Annotated in this window: 15 protein-coding genes; 8 read left to right on the plus strand and 7 right to left on the minus strand. The window is 67.7% G+C overall.

The genetic code is table 11. The features are described 5' to 3' along the window. Window positions 1–299: 299 nt before the first annotated feature. The 5 genes from fabD (at window position 300) to mltG (ending at window position 4,788) form a co-directional block, all read left to right on the plus strand. Window positions 300–1,256 (plus strand): ACP S-malonyltransferase, encoded by a 957-nt coding sequence (gene fabD, locus ABAZ39_RS06165; protein ID WP_038527723.1) that lies wholly within the window; start codon window positions 300–302, stop codon window positions 1,254–1,256. Between the two features lie 8 nt (window positions 1,257–1,264). Continuing rightward, window positions 1,265–2,002: a 3-oxoacyl-[acyl-carrier-protein] reductase gene (gene fabG / locus ABAZ39_RS06170; protein WP_038527725.1), complete on the plus strand. Its 738-nt coding sequence runs from the start codon at window positions 1,265–1,267 to the stop codon at window positions 2,000–2,002. 169 nt (window positions 2,003–2,171) lie between these two features. Then, entirely contained in the window at window positions 2,172–2,411 is a 240-nt protein-coding gene (locus ABAZ39_RS06175) for an acyl carrier protein (protein ID WP_014240383.1), read from the plus strand. An 86-nt stretch (window positions 2,412–2,497) separates the two neighbouring features. Further along, the gene (fabF, locus tag ABAZ39_RS06180; RefSeq protein ID WP_038527727.1) at window positions 2,498–3,760 is read left to right on the plus strand and encodes a beta-ketoacyl-ACP synthase II; all 1,263 of its coding nucleotides are present in this window, start codon (window positions 2,498–2,500) and stop codon (window positions 3,758–3,760) included. A 26-nt stretch (window positions 3,761–3,786) separates the two neighbouring features. After that, window positions 3,787–4,788 carry an endolytic transglycosylase MltG gene (gene mltG / locus ABAZ39_RS06185; protein ID WP_038527728.1) on the plus strand — a complete coding sequence of 334 codons (1,002 nt, stop codon included), beginning with the start codon at window positions 3,787–3,789 and terminating at the stop codon, window positions 4,786–4,788. A 49-nt stretch (window positions 4,789–4,837) separates the two neighbouring features. Here the strand turns inward: mltG and ABAZ39_RS06190 are convergent, their stop codons facing one another. Both ABAZ39_RS06190 and ABAZ39_RS06195 read right to left on the minus strand, forming a co-directional pair. Beyond that, window positions 4,838–5,065: a hypothetical protein gene (locus ABAZ39_RS06190; protein WP_038527730.1), complete on the minus strand. Its 228-nt coding sequence runs from the start codon at window positions 5,063–5,065 to the stop codon at window positions 4,838–4,840. 262 nt (window positions 5,066–5,327) lie between these two features. Beyond that, window positions 5,328–7,304, minus strand: coding sequence for a lytic transglycosylase domain-containing protein (locus ABAZ39_RS06195; protein ID WP_038527732.1), 1,977 nt, complete (start codon window positions 7,302–7,304; stop codon window positions 5,328–5,330). 78 nt (window positions 7,305–7,382) lie between these two features. Here ABAZ39_RS06195 and dapA point away from each other — a divergent pair, with 78 nt between their 5' ends. The 3 genes from dapA to ABAZ39_RS06210 are packed head-to-tail and all read left to right on the plus strand — an operon-like array spanning window position 7,383 to window position 9,813. Continuing rightward, the gene (gene dapA / locus ABAZ39_RS06200) at window positions 7,383–8,258 is read left to right on the plus strand and encodes a 4-hydroxy-tetrahydrodipicolinate synthase (protein WP_038527734.1); all 876 of its coding nucleotides are present in this window, start codon (window positions 7,383–7,385) and stop codon (window positions 8,256–8,258) included. Between the two features lie 36 nt (window positions 8,259–8,294). Further along, on the plus strand, window positions 8,295–8,771 hold the full coding sequence (gene smpB, locus ABAZ39_RS06205) for an SsrA-binding protein SmpB (RefSeq protein ID WP_038527736.1): 477 nt from the start codon (window positions 8,295–8,297) through the stop codon (window positions 8,769–8,771). A gap of 13 nt (window positions 8,772–8,784) precedes the next feature. Continuing rightward, window positions 8,785–9,813 (plus strand): class I SAM-dependent methyltransferase, encoded by a 1,029-nt coding sequence (locus ABAZ39_RS06210; RefSeq protein ID WP_038527739.1) that lies wholly within the window; start codon window positions 8,785–8,787, stop codon window positions 9,811–9,813. Here the strand turns inward: ABAZ39_RS06210 and ABAZ39_RS06215 are convergent, their stop codons facing one another. The 5 genes from ABAZ39_RS06215 to ABAZ39_RS06235 all read right to left on the minus strand — a co-directional run bounded on the left by ABAZ39_RS06215 (window position 9,814) and on the right by ABAZ39_RS06235 (window position 14,319). Then, window positions 9,814–10,680 carry a helix-turn-helix transcriptional regulator gene (locus tag ABAZ39_RS06215; protein WP_038527741.1) on the minus strand — a complete coding sequence of 289 codons (867 nt, stop codon included), beginning with the start codon at window positions 10,678–10,680 and terminating at the stop codon, window positions 9,814–9,816. A gap of 175 nt (window positions 10,681–10,855) precedes the next feature. Beyond that, window positions 10,856–11,296 carry a YbhB/YbcL family Raf kinase inhibitor-like protein gene (locus tag ABAZ39_RS06220; RefSeq protein WP_443983710.1) on the minus strand — a complete coding sequence of 147 codons (441 nt, stop codon included), beginning with the start codon at window positions 11,294–11,296 and terminating at the stop codon, window positions 10,856–10,858. Between the two features lie 91 nt (window positions 11,297–11,387). After that, on the minus strand, window positions 11,388–12,401 hold the full coding sequence (hemB, locus tag ABAZ39_RS06225) for a porphobilinogen synthase (protein ID WP_038527743.1): 1,014 nt from the start codon (window positions 12,399–12,401) through the stop codon (window positions 11,388–11,390). Window positions 12,402–12,464: 63 nt separating this feature from the next. After that, window positions 12,465–13,313: a metallophosphoesterase family protein gene (locus tag ABAZ39_RS06230; RefSeq protein WP_014240394.1), complete on the minus strand. Its 849-nt coding sequence runs from the start codon at window positions 13,311–13,313 to the stop codon at window positions 12,465–12,467. Window positions 13,314–13,338: 25 nt separating this feature from the next. Continuing rightward, window positions 13,339–14,319, minus strand: a complete 981-nt coding sequence (locus ABAZ39_RS06235) for a diacylglycerol/lipid kinase family protein (protein ID WP_038527745.1) — start codon at window positions 14,317–14,319, stop codon at window positions 13,339–13,341. Window positions 14,320–14,415 lie beyond the last annotated feature (96 nt).

The raw sequence follows: 14,415 nt of genomic DNA on the forward strand, positions 1-14,415 counted from the left end.
CGGCAAGGAGTTATGAAGCGGCGCAGTATGCACAAAAGCCCTATCCCGACAAGCGGAAACACGAGCCGGCCGACGATTCCCGCGCCCCTGCCTTTGATATGCCTTTGAATGACCCTTTTCTCCGTTCGCCTTTGCATCGCACCAATGAAAAAACGCCGAAAAAGCAACAGAAAGGCACCAATTCGACCTCGTCAACGTTGAGCATCGCTTGACTTGCCCGAAAGGCCGGGTATGACTGTCGCCGAATTCAACGGCAGCGCCGCGGGTGGCGCGCCTTATTACTAGGGTTCCCAGACAGCATGACCAGGGCGTTCGTCTTTCCGGGCCAGGGCAGCCAAGCCGTCGGCATGGGCCGTGAGCTGGCCGAGGCGTTCGAGGTCGCGCGGCTCACCTTTGAAGAGGTGGATGACGCGCTGAACCAGCGCCTGTCGCGCCTGATGTTCGAAGGCCCCGAGGCGGACCTGACGCTGACCGAGAACGCCCAGCCGGCCCTGATGGCCGTCAGCGTCGCCGTTCTGCGGGTGCTGAAGGACCAGGGGGGCCTCGACCTGACCAAGCACGCGGCCTTCGTCGCCGGCCATTCGCTCGGCGAGTATTCGGCCCTGTGCGCCGCCGGCGCCTTCACGCTGGCCGACACCGCGCGCCTGCTGAAGCTGCGCGGACAGGCCATGCAGAAGGCCGTGCCGGTCGGGCAGGGCGCCATGGCCGCCCTGCTGGGCGCCGAGCTGGAGCAGGCCCAGGCCATCGCCGCCGACGCCGCCAAGACCCCCGCGGGCCAGACCGAGGTCTGCACCGTCGCCAACGACAACTCGTCGGGGCAGGTGGTGATCTCCGGCCACGCCGAGGCCATCGACCGTGCCATCGTGATCGCGGCGGAGCGCGGGCTGAAGCGCACCGTGCGCCTGCCGGTCAGCGCGCCCTTCCATTGCCCGCTGATGCAGCCCGCCGCCGACGCCATGGCCGAGGCCCTGGCCAACGTGACGATCGGCGCGCCGGCGGTTCCGGTGGTCGCCAACGTGACCGCGTCGGCCGTGTCGGACCCCAACGAGATCCGCCGCCTTCTGGTCGAGCAGGTGACCGGCATGGTTCGCTGGCGCGAGAGCGTGCTCTATATGAAGGAGCAGGGCGTCGACACGCTGATCGAACTCGGCTCCGGCAAGGTGCTGTCGGGTCTCGCCAAGCGCATCGACAAGGAATTGGCCGGCACCTCCGTCCAGGGCCCGGCCGACGTCGAATCGTTCCTGAAGACCCTGTGAGGCATTCCATGTTCGACCTGACCGGAAAGAAGGCGCTGGTCACCGGCGCCTCGGGTGGCATCGGGGCGCAGATCGCCCGCGCGCTGCACGCGCAGGGCGCCACCGTCGCCTTGTCCGGCACCCGCGTCGCCCCGCTGGAGGCGCTCGCCGCCGAGCTGGGCAAGCGTGCCCTGGTGGTGCCCGGCAACCTCGCCGACGCCGCCGGGACCGAGCAACTCGCCAAGGACGCGGAGGCCGCCCTCGGCCAGATCGACATCCTGGTGAACAACGCCGGCCTGACCCGCGACCAGCTGGCCATGCGCATGAAGGACGACGACTGGCAGTCGGTGCTGGACGTCAACCTGACCGCCGCCTTCCGCCTGTCGCGCGCCGTGCTGCGCGGCATGATGAAGCGCCGCTGGGGCCGCATCATCGGCATCACCTCGATCGTCGGCGTCACCGGCAACCCCGGGCAGGCCAACTACGCCGCCTCCAAGGCCGGCATGATCGGCATGTCGAAGTCGCTGGCCGCGGAGGTCGCGTCGCGCGGCATCACCGTGAACTGCGTCGCGCCGGGCTTCATCACCACGGCGATGACCGACGCCCTGAATTCCGAGCAGAAGGACAAGCTGCTCACCGCCATTCCTTCCGGCCGCATGGGCGAGCCGGGGGAAATCGCCGCCGGAGTCGTGTACCTGGCGAGCGATGAGGCCGCCTATGTCACCGGCCAGACGCTGCACATCAACGGCGGCATGGCCATGATCTGAGGCGGATTCGCTGCCTGAACCACAGGTTCGGACCGGCGCCCGCGGGCGCTGGTCAAGGCTGTAAAAATGTGTTATCGGACGGGGCTTTTTGTGGCAGGAAAGCACGCAGCCGCGTGTTGAGCCGGCCGAATTCGCCCGAGCGGTCTCAAGGATTGGAAGGTCTTAAAAAATGAGCGATGTCGCCGAGCGCGTTAAGAAGATCGTTGTGGACCACCTCGGGGTCGAGGAGTCGAAGGTGACGGAGAACGCCTCCTTCATCGACGATCTCGGCGCCGACAGCCTCGACACGGTCGAGCTGGTTATGGCTTTCGAGGAAGAGTTCGGCTGCGAGATTCCGGACGACGCCGCCGAGAAGATTCTGACGGTGAAGGACGCCATCGACTTCATCAAGGCGAACGCCGCCGCCTGATCAGGCGCTGGCGTGAGAGGCCAGGCAGCTTTCCAAAGTGGCCTGGCCGTCGCTGAGTTTTCCGAGGAAAGGTCAAGGAATACCCCATGAGACGTGTCGTCGTTACCGGCCTTGGTCTGGTCACGCCGCTCGGTGTCGGCCATAAGCTCAACTGGGAGCGTCTGACCGCCGGCCAATCGGGCATCCGCGCCATCACGGGTTTTGACGCCTCCGATCTGGCCTCGAAAGTTGCCGGGCAGGTTCCGCGCGGGGATGGCGACGGGTTGTTCAACCCCGATGCCTTCGTTCCGCCGAAGGACCAGCGGAAGATGGACGATTTCATCATCTTCGCCATCGCCGCCGCCCACGAAGCGATCAAGGATTCCGGCTGGGTTCCCCAGACCGAGGAAGAGCGCGAACTCACCGGCGTCATGGTGGGCTCGGGCATCGGCGGTCTGCCGGGCATCGCTGAGGGTGCCGTCACCCTGGCTGAGAAGGGCCCGCGCCGCATCTCTCCCTTCTTCATTCCGGCCTGCCTCATCAATCTGGCGTCCGGTCACATCTCCATCCAGCACGGCTTCAAGGGTCCGAACCACGCGGTGGTCACGGCCTGCTCGACCGGCGCGCACGCCATCGGCGATGCTTCGCGCCTGATCATGCTGGGTGACGCGGACGTGATGGTCGCCGGCGGTACGGAAGCGGCGGTCAGCCGCCTGGGCGTCGGCGGTTTCGCCGCCATGCGCGCCCTGTCCACGAATTTCAACGACACGCCGGAAAAGGCGTCGCGCCCCTATGACAAGGACCGCGACGGCTTCGTGATCGGCGAGGGCGCCGGTGTCGTCGTCCTCGAAGAGTTGGAGCACGCCAAGAAGCGCGGTGCCCATATCTACGCCGAAGTGATCGGCTACGGCATGTCCGGCGACGCCTACCACATCTCCGCCCCGGCGGAGGACGGCAACGGCGGCTTCCGCGCCATGCGCAACGCGCTGAAGCGGGCCGGGCTGGAGCCGTCGGACATCGACTACGTCAACGCGCACGGCACGTCCACGCCGCTCGGCGACGAGATCGAGCTGGGCGCGGTGAAGCGTCTGTTCGGCGCGGCGATGGACAACGTCGCCATGTCCTCCACCAAGTCGGCCATCGGCCACCTGCTGGGGGCCGCCGGTGCGGTCGAGGCGATCTACTCGATCAAGGCGATCAACCACAGCCTGGTTCCGCCGACGCTGAACCTTGAGAACCCATCGGAGAGCTGCCTCGGCGTCAACCTCGTTCCGAAGGTTGCGCAGGAGCGCCGCGTGCGGGCCGCGCTGTCGAACTCCTTCGGCTTCGGCGGCACCAACGCCTCGCTGATCTTCAAGGAATTCGCCTGAGCGGCGAAGCATCGCGGAGACCGCCGATGGGTTGGGGCCTCCGAATCGCGGCGGGGGCGTTGACCGTCCTCACCGCGGGCAGCGGCTTGGTGTTCTGGGGTGCCCTCCGAGTGATGGCCCCCGGACCGCTTGAGCATGCCGAGACGGTGGTCATTCCGCGCGGCAGCGGGCTGGAAGCGATCGCGCTGACCTTGGAGGAGGCGGGGGTCGTCGACTCTCCGATCCTCTTCCTGTTCGCCGCGAAGCTCCAGGGTCCGCTGAAGGCGGGCGAGTATGCGTTCCCGGCGGGAATCAGCGTCGACGGCGTGCTGGAGATGCTGCACCAGGGCAAGACCGTGGTCCGCCGCTTCACGGTGCCGGAGGGGCTGACCTCCGCGCAGGTGGTGGCGCTGCTCGATGCCGAACCGGCGCTGACCGGCGAGTTGAAGACGGTTCCGAAGAACGGGACCGTACTGCCTGAAACCTATCACTACTCCTACGGCGATTCGCGTTCGGCCCTGATCGAGCGGATGCAGCACGCCATGACCCAGGCGCTGAACGACGCCTGGAAGAACCGTGGTCCGGACCTGCCTTACGAGACTCCGCAGCAGGCGCTGACCATGGCCTCCATCGTGGAGAAGGAAACCGGTGTCGCGGCTGAGCGCGCCAAGGTCGCAGGCGTCTTCGTCAACCGCCTGGAGACTGGCATGAAGCTCCAGTCGGATCCGACGGTGATCTACGCGCTGACCGATGGCAGCGGGGAGTTGGGGCGGGCCTTGACCCGCAACGACTGGAAATTCGAGTCGCCCTACAACACCTACGTCGCGGCAGGGCTTCCGCCGGGGCCGATCGCCAACCCGGGGCGGGCGTCCATCCAGGCGGCTTTGCACCCGGAAAAGCACGACTTCCTGTATTTCGTCGCCGATGGCACCGGCGGGCATGTCTTTGCGAAGACTTTGCCGGATCACAACCGGAACGTCGCCAAGTGGCGCGAGGTGCAGCGTCGGCAGTCGGGTGGTGCGGGCAACGGGGACACGCCACAGGATTAGCGGTCCCCTGTTCCCGAACGAAAGCCCGACCCGAACGCAACGCCCTTGGTCAGGCGGCGTTCGACGCCACCACGTCCAGGGCGACGACACCGCCCAGGGCGCCGTAGCTCTTGCGGGCAGCCCGCATCTTCTCCAGCGATTCCATGAGGCTTTCCTCGGCGAAACCAGGGGCGAGTTGCGCCAGCTCCTGTTCCGTCAAGGTGATGAAGGCGTCTAAAAGGCGCGCGTGGATGCGGCACGCCTGGCGGACTTCATCGGCGACCATCGGTGCTGGCATGGTAGGCTCCCAATCACGGAATAAAGAGAAACACGGTCCGTCCGTGCGTGGGAATTCTGTCGGGTTGTGGTTAATAGAGCATTAAATGCAATTCATCTTCTGGGCAGGAAGAAGAGTTACCACTTCAGACGAAAACGTCAAAAATTGGACGATTTCGATTTTGGTATGTGACAGAGATGAGCCGGCTTTTGTGACTTTCGAATATTCGTTTTTGAGCGATGCGACGGTCCCCCTTCCGGGGGGGCGAGGGACCGTGGGGACTTCATCGCCGAATTTCCTTGTCCAGATTCAGCTCCGCCTTGGCACCCTGGATGCGCGCACGGTAGACCAGCATGGCCTCCATGACCCGCTGCACGTAGTTGCGGGTTTCGTAGATCGGAATCAGCTCCAACCAGTCCACGGCGTCGATGGCTTCACCGCGCGGGTCGCCGTAGGTGTCGATCCATTGGCGCACGCGGGTCGGGCCGGCGTTGTAGGCGGCGATGGCCATGATGTAGGAGCCGTTGAACCGGTCGATCATGTCCGCCAGATAGGTCGAACCGAGCCGCACGTTGTAGTCCGGGTCGCTGATCAGCTTGGCGGTGTCGTGCTTGACGCCCAGCTTGCCGGCGACGAGTTGCGCCGTTCCGGGCATCAGCTGCATCAGGCCGCGCGCCCCGGCCGACGACACCACGCGGGTGTTGAAGGTGCTCTCCTGCCGAATGATGGCGTGCACCAGGGCGATTTCCGGAGCGGCCGGCCGGCTCTCGATCATCGGATAGCCGGCTTCCACCAGGAACACGTCGTTCTGCGCGGCGTCCTTCGCGGCGGCGACGGCGAGGTCTCGGCGCCCGACCTCGCGGGCCAGCTTGGCGGCCAGCACGTAATCCGCCGGCTCCTTGGCGTCGAGGCTGATGCGGCGCAGGAAGGCGGTCACCCGCTCGTCGGTGTTGCCCTCGATCTCGGCCAGCAGCTTGGTCACGCGGACCACCTCCCGCCGTTCGAAGGCGGTGGCGTCGGCGTTGGACACGCGCGGCTCGGCGGGCAGGGCGATGCGCCCGTTCCCGGCGTGGCGGGCGGCGAGCTGGCCGTAGAAGGTCGTCCCGTACTGGGCGGCCTTGGCGTACCAGTCCTTGGCCTGCGCCGTCTGGCCCAGCGCCTCCGCCGCGCGCCCGCACCAGTAGGCGCCGCGCGCCTTGCTGATCGGCGCGCCGACCGAGCGGTAGAGCTTGTGGAAGTGGTTGAAGGCGCTCGACGGGTCGTCGAGGAAGCGCAGCGCCAGGAAGCCGGCGAGGAATTCCGCCTCCGCCGCGCCGCTGCCCTCGGTCTGCCCATGCGCCGTCACCAGACGGTAGGCGAGGTTGTGGTCGCCGTTCACCATGGCGCGGCGGGCCAGGATGTGGCGCTCCGTCCACCAGGCCTGCGGGCGGCCCATGTCCTTGGGCGCCTGGGCGATGATCTCCAGCGCCCCCGCGTCGTCGCCCTTGCGGCGGCGGTAGCGGGCGCGGTCGAACAGCAGGCCGGGATCGTTGCGCAGGGAGGCGGGGACGCGGGCCAGCGCCGCGTCGGCGTTCTTGGCGTCGCTGTCCAGCGCGATCCGTGCCTCGATCAGCAGGTCGTAGGCCTCGTCGAAGAAGGGGAGCATGCGGCGCACCGCGGCTTCCTGGCGCTCCCACAGCAGCCGGTCGATGCGCGCCTTGTGTTCCTGCTGGCGCAGGTGGGAGCGGTAGCGGGCCAGGAACTGCTCCTCGTCCGCCGACGTGAAGTTCGCCTCCACCCAGCGGTCGCGCACCATGCGCACCGCCCGCTCGGCGTTGCCGGTTGCCAGCAGCGTGTCGGCGTGGCGCATGAAGCCTTCGTTGGACAGGGGCGGGTACTGCTTGAACCAAGCGAGCACCCGATCCTCGTCCAGGTCGATGGGCATCGCCTTTTCCGCCTGACGACGAAGCTGCGCCTGGTTGGGCCAGTCGCCGTTTTCGCGGATGAAGGCGGCGATCTCGTCGAAGCTGCCGCCGCCGGGAGTCGCCAGGGCCATCCAGCGGATCACCTTGGCCGGCAGCTTGTTGGAGGCCTGGGCGGCGATGCGCAGCGCCTCGTCGTGGCGGTCGTTGTCGGCCGCCTTGAAGGCCTGCCGGTAGACGGCGAGGTCTTGCGCCGTCAGGCTGGCCGCCCCGGCGGGCTGGGCCAGCACAATCAGCCCCAGCAGGGCGGCGGCAATGGCGGAACGGGTGGCGGAACGGGTGGCATGTCGGATGATCATCCGGGCGCTCTTGCTCGGGGGAACGGGTGCGGCTAAGGTGCGCGACACTTTTCTTGAAGTCCGTCGGAGGTGGCAGGCATGTTGTACGGTTCCATCGTCGCTCTTTTGACCCCGTTTAAAAACGGGAAAGTGGACGAGGCCGCCTTCCAGTCCTTCGTCGAGTGGCAGGTTGCGCAGGGCACCCACGGTCTCGTTCCGTGCGGCACCACGGGTGAGTCGCCGACCCTCTCCCACGAGGAGCACAACCGGGTCGTCGAGCTGTGCATCGAGGCCGCGGGCGGGAAGGTTCCGGTCGTCGCCGGTACCGGGTCGAACTCCACCGAGGAGGCGATCTCGCTGACCCAGCACGCCAAGAAGGCCGGCGCCACCGCGGCTCTGGTTGTCACGCCCTATTACAACAAGCCGACGCAAGAAGGTCTGTACCAGCATTTCAAAGCGATCCATGACGCGGCGGATTTGCCGATCGTTATCTACAACATTCCCGGCCGCAGTGTCGTGGATATGTCGGTGGCAACGATGGCCCGTCTCGCCAAGCTGCCGAACATCGTCGGCGTGAAGGACGCCACGGCGGATCTGGCCCGCCCGGTCCGCCTGCTGCAGGAGGTCGGTCCCGACTTCATCCAGCTCTCGGGCGAGGACGCGACGGCGCTGGCCTTCAACGCGCAGGGCGGCGTCGGCTGCATCTCGGTGACGGCGAACATCGCGCCGGCCCAGTGCGCCGCGATGCAGGACGCCTGGCGGAAGGGCGATCTCGCCACCGCCTACAAGTACCGCGACCTGCTGACCCCGCTGCACGATTCCATGTTCGTGGAGACGAGCCCGGCCCCGGTGAAATACGCCGCCAGCCTGCTCGGCAAGTCCTCGGACGAGGTTCGCCTGCCGCTGGTCGCCGCGTCGGAAAGCACGCGAACCACGGTCCGCGACGCGATGAAGAAGGCCGGGCTGCTGTCCTAAGGGACGGCAGCACCCCGCCCCAGGGAAGGAGGATACGTGGCCGCCCGCGAGCCCGAACCAAGGCGCATCGCGGCACAGAACCGCCGCGCACGCTTCGACTATTTCATCGAAGACACCATGGAGGCCGGTCTGATCCTGACCGGCACCGAGGTGAAGTCGTTGCGCGGCGGCCGTGCCAGCATCAACGAGGCGTACGCCGGCCTCAAGAACGGGGAGCTGTACCTGTTCAACGCCTACATCCCGGAATACGGGCAGGCGGGACGCTGGCTTCAGCACGAGACCAAGCGGCCGCGCAAGCTGCTGGTGCACCGCCGCGAGCTGAGCAAGCTCATGGGCGCCATCAAGCAGAAGGGGATCACGCTGATCCCCATGTCCGTCTATTTCAACGACCGCGGCATCGCCAAGGTCGAGGTGGGCTTGGCCGCCGGCAAGAAGAAGCACGACAAGCGCGAGTCCGAGAAGGAACGGACGTGGCAGCGCGACAAGGCGCGCTTGATGCGCGACCGGGGATAAAAGGAAGAAACCTGTGAGCCGACTGTCCAACCGCGCGACCGACCGCGATTCCACCGTGGCCGGCGTCGCCGCGGAGGCCCTGGCCGAGCGCCGCCCGCAGGGCCGCATCCTGGTGGCGGGCGACACCGACGGTGCCATGGAAGAGGCCCTGGCCGACGGCGGGGCGGAGGTCGTCTCCTGGCACCGGCTGGGGCTGGACGGCAAGCCGGCCACGCCCTGGCCGGCGGACGGCGCCTTCGACGGCGCGGTCCTGCGCCTGCCGCGCGGCTGGGCCGCCTTCGAGATGGCGCTGCACGCCCTGGCCGCCCGCCTTCCGGCGGGGGCGCCGCTGTGGATCGCCGGCAGCAACGACGAGGGCATCACCTCCGCGCCGAAGCGCTTCGACGGGCTGGCGGAGGGGGTGGAGACCCTGACCATCAAGCGCCGCGCCCGTCTGCTGGAAACCCGCCGGACCAGCGATTCGGCCAAGGGCAATCTGGAGGATTGGCGGGAGACCGTGGCCCTGCCGTTGCCGGGGCGCGACGGGGCGCTGGATCTGGTGTCCTACCCCGGCCTGTTCGCCCATGGCCGTCTCGACACCGGCACGGAATGCCTGCTCCAGGTCCTGCCGGAGATCGCGGCTGGCACCGCCGTCCTGGACTTCGGCTGCGGCGCCGGGGTGATCGCGCGGGCGGTGCGGGAGCGCACGCCGGACGCCCGGCTGACCCTGCTGGACATCGACGCGGTGGCTCTGCACGCCGCCCGCCAGAACGTGCCGGACGCGGAATGCGTGTTGAGCGACGGGCTGGCCGGGCTCGGCGCGCGGGAGCGCTTCGGGCTGATCGTCTCGAACCCACCGCTTCATCGCGGCAAGGACGAGGACTTCGGGATGCTGGAGGCGCTGGTTGCCGGCACCAAACAGTATCTGAAGCTGCGCGGCTCGCTGGTCGCGGTGACGCAGCGGACGGCGGGGGTGGGCAAGCTGTTCAAGACGGCCTTCGGCCACGCCGACCTGCTGCTGGAAACCCCGCAGTTCCAGGTGTGGAAGGGCACGCCGAAGTAATCAGCGACCATCGCCACGCAGGTCCGACGGGTTCGCGCCCGTGACGGCCCGAACCCGTCGGGCGAAGTGGGAGCGGGAGGTGTAGCCAACCGCCTCCGCCGCTTCCTGCACGGACAGCCCGTCGCTTTCCAGCAACCGACGGGCGTGAGCGACACGCTCCTCCGTCAGGATGCGCCGTACGGAGGCGTCTTCATCGGCAAGGCGTCGGCGCAAGGTCCCCGTGCTGAGACCCATCTCGACAGCGACGCTCCTGGCTGTCCAAGGCTGGTCGGGATAGGCGCGGACCAATTGGCGGACCGCGTCGGCCGTGCCACCGGGCATTCCGTGCCCGAGCCACCACACACAGTCGTCCAGAAGGGCCAGCAGGACTTCCATGCAGCGGTGCTCGACGAGGCGTGGGCTGAGTGTGGAACCCACGGCCAAGCCGGCGGCGGCATGCTCCACCGCGCTGGCCAGAGCGGGGGTCAGGGCCACGCGAAAGTCGTGCGGATGTTGCCGGTTGCCGACCCGTGCGGTGGGATGTGCGTCGAGAAGCCGCCGGACCATGTCCCCCGGAAATTCCAGGATCAGGGCGCGGTAATGCCCGGTCGCCTCGCTCGGGGCGTTCACCACCGTGCCGATCCAGCCGGGCGGCAGCAGCATCGCCGAACCCTTCGGAAAATGGTGGGTGCCTCGGGTGTCGGTGACCTCCTTGGCACCGTCGATCACCACGATCAAGGCCGTGCGTTCTATGCGGATGTCCGTGATGCGTTCGCGGTCGCGCGCCACGAACGCCCACAGTTCGGGACGGTGCGGGCGATCGCCGGAGCCCGGTCGGAGGTCGCGGGCGGCGTAGCGGGACAATGCGGGAAGGAGGTCCGGTGTCATGGCGGCGTCCAGTCTAGGAGGCGCCGGGACGCGCGGGCAAGGTCCGCAGCGGCCCATCTGCACGCTCATCGACCGTAACGCGCGGTCAGCGTGGCCTTCTCCAGGCGGTTGGCGTTCAGTAGAAAGCCGACCATGGCGCCCGACGAGTTCGCGTCGAGCGGAAGGCTGTCCGTCTTCAATGCGTGGACGGTGAGACGTAGCGGTGCGGTGTGTCGCCGACCGGCGGACAGGCACCGCCGTAGCCCGGCGTACCGAAGTCGGTGCGGCTTTGCAACGCTCCGGCCGGAAGCAATCCCGTGTCCGGATTTCCAGCCCCGGCCGAGAGCCGCAGGGTGGTGGCGGGAAGGTTAAAGACGATCCAATGCCACCAGCCGCTGCCTGTCGGCGCATCGGGGTCGTAGGCGGTGACAGCGAAGCTGCGCGTGCCGGCCGGTGCGTCCTTCCAGGCCAACGCAGGCGAGACATTTTCCCCTGTGCAGCCGAAGCCGGCGAAGACATGCCGCTCGTCCAGGGGCGCCCCGTCCTTGATGTCGGGGCTGGTCAGCTCAAAAGCGGTGGCCGGAGCGGCGCCCATGGCAAGGATGGCGGCGAGCAGGAGAGCGGAGCGATTGTGCATGGGGAAACTCCATCGGTCGGCGATGGCCACATGCTATAAAAGCGTCCGCACACCCGTGCGCCCGAACAGCTCAAAGACGAGCCCGAACGGCTCAGCCTTCTCTCAGCCGCCGCGCCGCGTCCACGGCGCCGTAGGTCAGGATGGCGTCGCAGCCGGCGCGCTTGAAGCCGGTCAGGGTCTCCAGCAGAGCCTTGTCGTAATCCAGCCAGCCGTTCTGCGCGGCGGCGCGCAGCATCGCGTATTCGCCGGAGACGTGATAGGCGAAGGTCGGAACGGCGAAGGTGTCCTTCACCCGGCGGATGACGTCGAGATAGGGCAGGCCGGGCTTCACCATCACCATGTCCGCACCCTCCTGGAGGTCGAGGGCGACCTCGTGCAGGGCCTCGTCGGTGTTGGCGGGGTTCATCTGGTAGGTCTTCTTGTCGCCCTTCAGGAAACCGCCGGAATTCACCGCGTCGCGGAAGGGGCCGTAGAAGGCCGAGGCGTATTTGGCGGCGTAGGAGCACAGCCGCACCAGCTCGTGCCCATGGCTGTCCAACCTGTCGCGGATCAGGCCGATGCGGCCGTCCATCATGTCCGACGGGGCGACGATGTCCACGCCGGCGTCGGCCTGCGACAGCGCCTGCCGGGCCAGCACCTCGACCGTCTCGTCGTTCTGGATGTAGCCGTCGCGCAGCAGGCCATCGTGGCCATGGGTGGTGTAGGGATCCAGCGCCACGTCGCCCAGGATGCCAACATGCGGCACCGCGGTCTTCAGCGCACGGATGGCGCGGTTCATCAGGTTGTCGGGGCGGTAGGCCTCCGCAGCGTCCTCCGACTTGCCCTCGGCGCCGACGACCGGAAACAGGGCGACGCAGGGGATGCCGAGATCGCCGGCCGCGGCCACCGCCTCGGTCAGCAGGTCGATGGTCAGCCGCTCCACGCCGGGCATGGAGGCCACGGGCACCCGCTGGTTCTGCCCCTCGATGACGAAGACCGGCCAGATCAGGTCGTCCACGGTCAGGCGGTTTTCGGCGACGAGGCGGCGGGTCCAGGCGTCGGCGCGGTTGCGGCGCAGCCGGGTGCGCGGGAAGGACGCCGGGGACCGGAAATGCGAAGCGGACATGCGGGGGACCTGATGTGCTCTTAAAACTTGCGGCGCGATCCTACGCCGCATGGCCGCCGTGACTCAAGCCGCACCGCTCACAGGTCTGAATCCCGAGTCCTGCATCTCCATGACCCAGCGGTGCCCGTCCTTGCGCCATTGCGAGACGAGGCCGCCGGTGAAGGCCGCCCCCTCCCAGGACCGCACCTCGAAGGTGACGCGCGGCGGCTCGATGGCGATGAGGTTGTAGGCGTTGGCCTCGTTGCGCAGGCGCGTGGAGGTCGCGGTGGAGGCCTGGGCGACCAGGATGGAGCGCGCCACCTGGGTGTGGTGGGTCATGATGTCGCCGGAATAGGCGCGGTGCAGGTGCCCGGCCAGCAGCAGGTCCACCCCGCAGCTTTCCAGCGCCGGCAGGGCCAGCTTGTGCCGCCCGACCAGCTTCGTCTTCGGGGCGTCGGGCGGCGGCAGAAAGGGGTGGTGGGTGAACAGCACCTTGAAGACGGTGTCCGGTACCTCGCAGAAGACCTCGCGCACGCGCTTGATCTGCGCCTTGTTCATGCGCCCTTCGGAAAAATCCGTGATGACCGAGCGCGCCGTGTTGATCCCCAGAACGGCGATTTCCGAATCGATGTGGAAGGGGCTGAGGTCGGTGGTGATGTAGCGCTTGTAGTTGCCGAACGGGTCGAGGAAGCGGCGCACCACGTTGTAGACCGGGATGTCGTGGTTGCCCGGCACGACCAGATAGGGGAAGGGCAGCTTCTCCAGGAAGGCCCGCGCCTCCAGGAAATGGCGGGCCTTGGCGCGCTGGACCAGATCGCCGGAGATGACGATCAGGTCGGGCCGCGCCGCCGTCAGGTCGGCCAACAGGCCGTCGACCACCAGCGGGTCGATCCGCCCGAAATGCAGGTCCGAGATGTGGGCGAGCTTCTTCACGACACCTCCCCGGCAGTCATTCCCGTCACGCGCCGTCCGCCGCGCCGTCGCCTTCAGGCGCTGCCTTGGGCAGCAGGACCTTCAGCGCCTTGTGACGGATGCGGTAGTTCAGCGGCGGCTCCATTTGCAGGATCTCGCCATCGTTGACCATCTTCAGCCGCCGCCGCCGGCTGTGCACCGTCAGTTGCGTGGCCGTCAGCGTTTCCAACTCCTCATCATGCTGCCAAGTTCCGAGCACGGTGCGCCCCATCAGCCGCAGCAGCCCCCAGGGGTCGCGTTGCCGCGCCACATAGACGCCCAGCTTGCCGGATGCGAGCGTGTTGCGGCGCAGGAGCATGCTGCCCGCCTCGCCGTCGAAGGGGTTGTTGGAAACCACCAGAATCGGCGTGCGCACGCGGCGCGGCCCCTCGCCCCAGTCGATCCGGACGTCGAGCAGGGGCAGGCGGCGGAAAGTGCGGACCATGGCGAGCGCCATTGCCGGCCATTTCAGCAGCCGGTGCCGCTTGCGCTTCTCCTCGCGCTCCTGGACCACCTGCGGATAGAAGCCGAGGACGGAGCTGTTCAGGTAGACCTCGCCGTTCACCTCCGCCACGTCGATGCTGCTCACGTCGCCGGCGGCCAGTGCCTCGTAAGCCTCGTCGAGGTCCAGCGGCGTCTTCAGGTCGCGCGCCAGCAGGTTCATGGTGCCGAGCGGCAGGATGCCCAGGATCTTGCCGGTGGGCAGGATCATGTTGACCGCGGTGTGGATGGTGCCGTCGCCGCCGCCGACGATGACCAGCTCCGCATCGGAGTCGATCGCCTTGCGGATTTCCGACGCGCAGTCGGCCGGTTCCACCGCGGTCAGCGACACCTCCGCCCCGTGCCGCTCGAAGGCGCTGCGGATCGCCGCCATCGTGTCGTCGATCGGCTGTCCGGCCAGCGTTCCCGCGGACCGGTTGAGGATGATGGCCGTCTTGCGGCCCGCTCCCTCCTGACGTGACGCTTGCGCTGCTGAGGCTGCCATCATGGAACTGTCCCGCTCATGACTGTGGGTGCGGCAACGGCTGGGGCCGGGGCGGTGTTCCGCGACGCTGCGCTGCGAAACCGCGGTTTGACACGCCGC

It is taken from the genome of Azospirillum argentinense (assembly GCF_000632475.1).
In the GTDB taxonomy this organism is placed as follows: Bacteria; Pseudomonadota; Alphaproteobacteria; order Azospirillales; family Azospirillaceae; genus Azospirillum; species Azospirillum baldaniorum.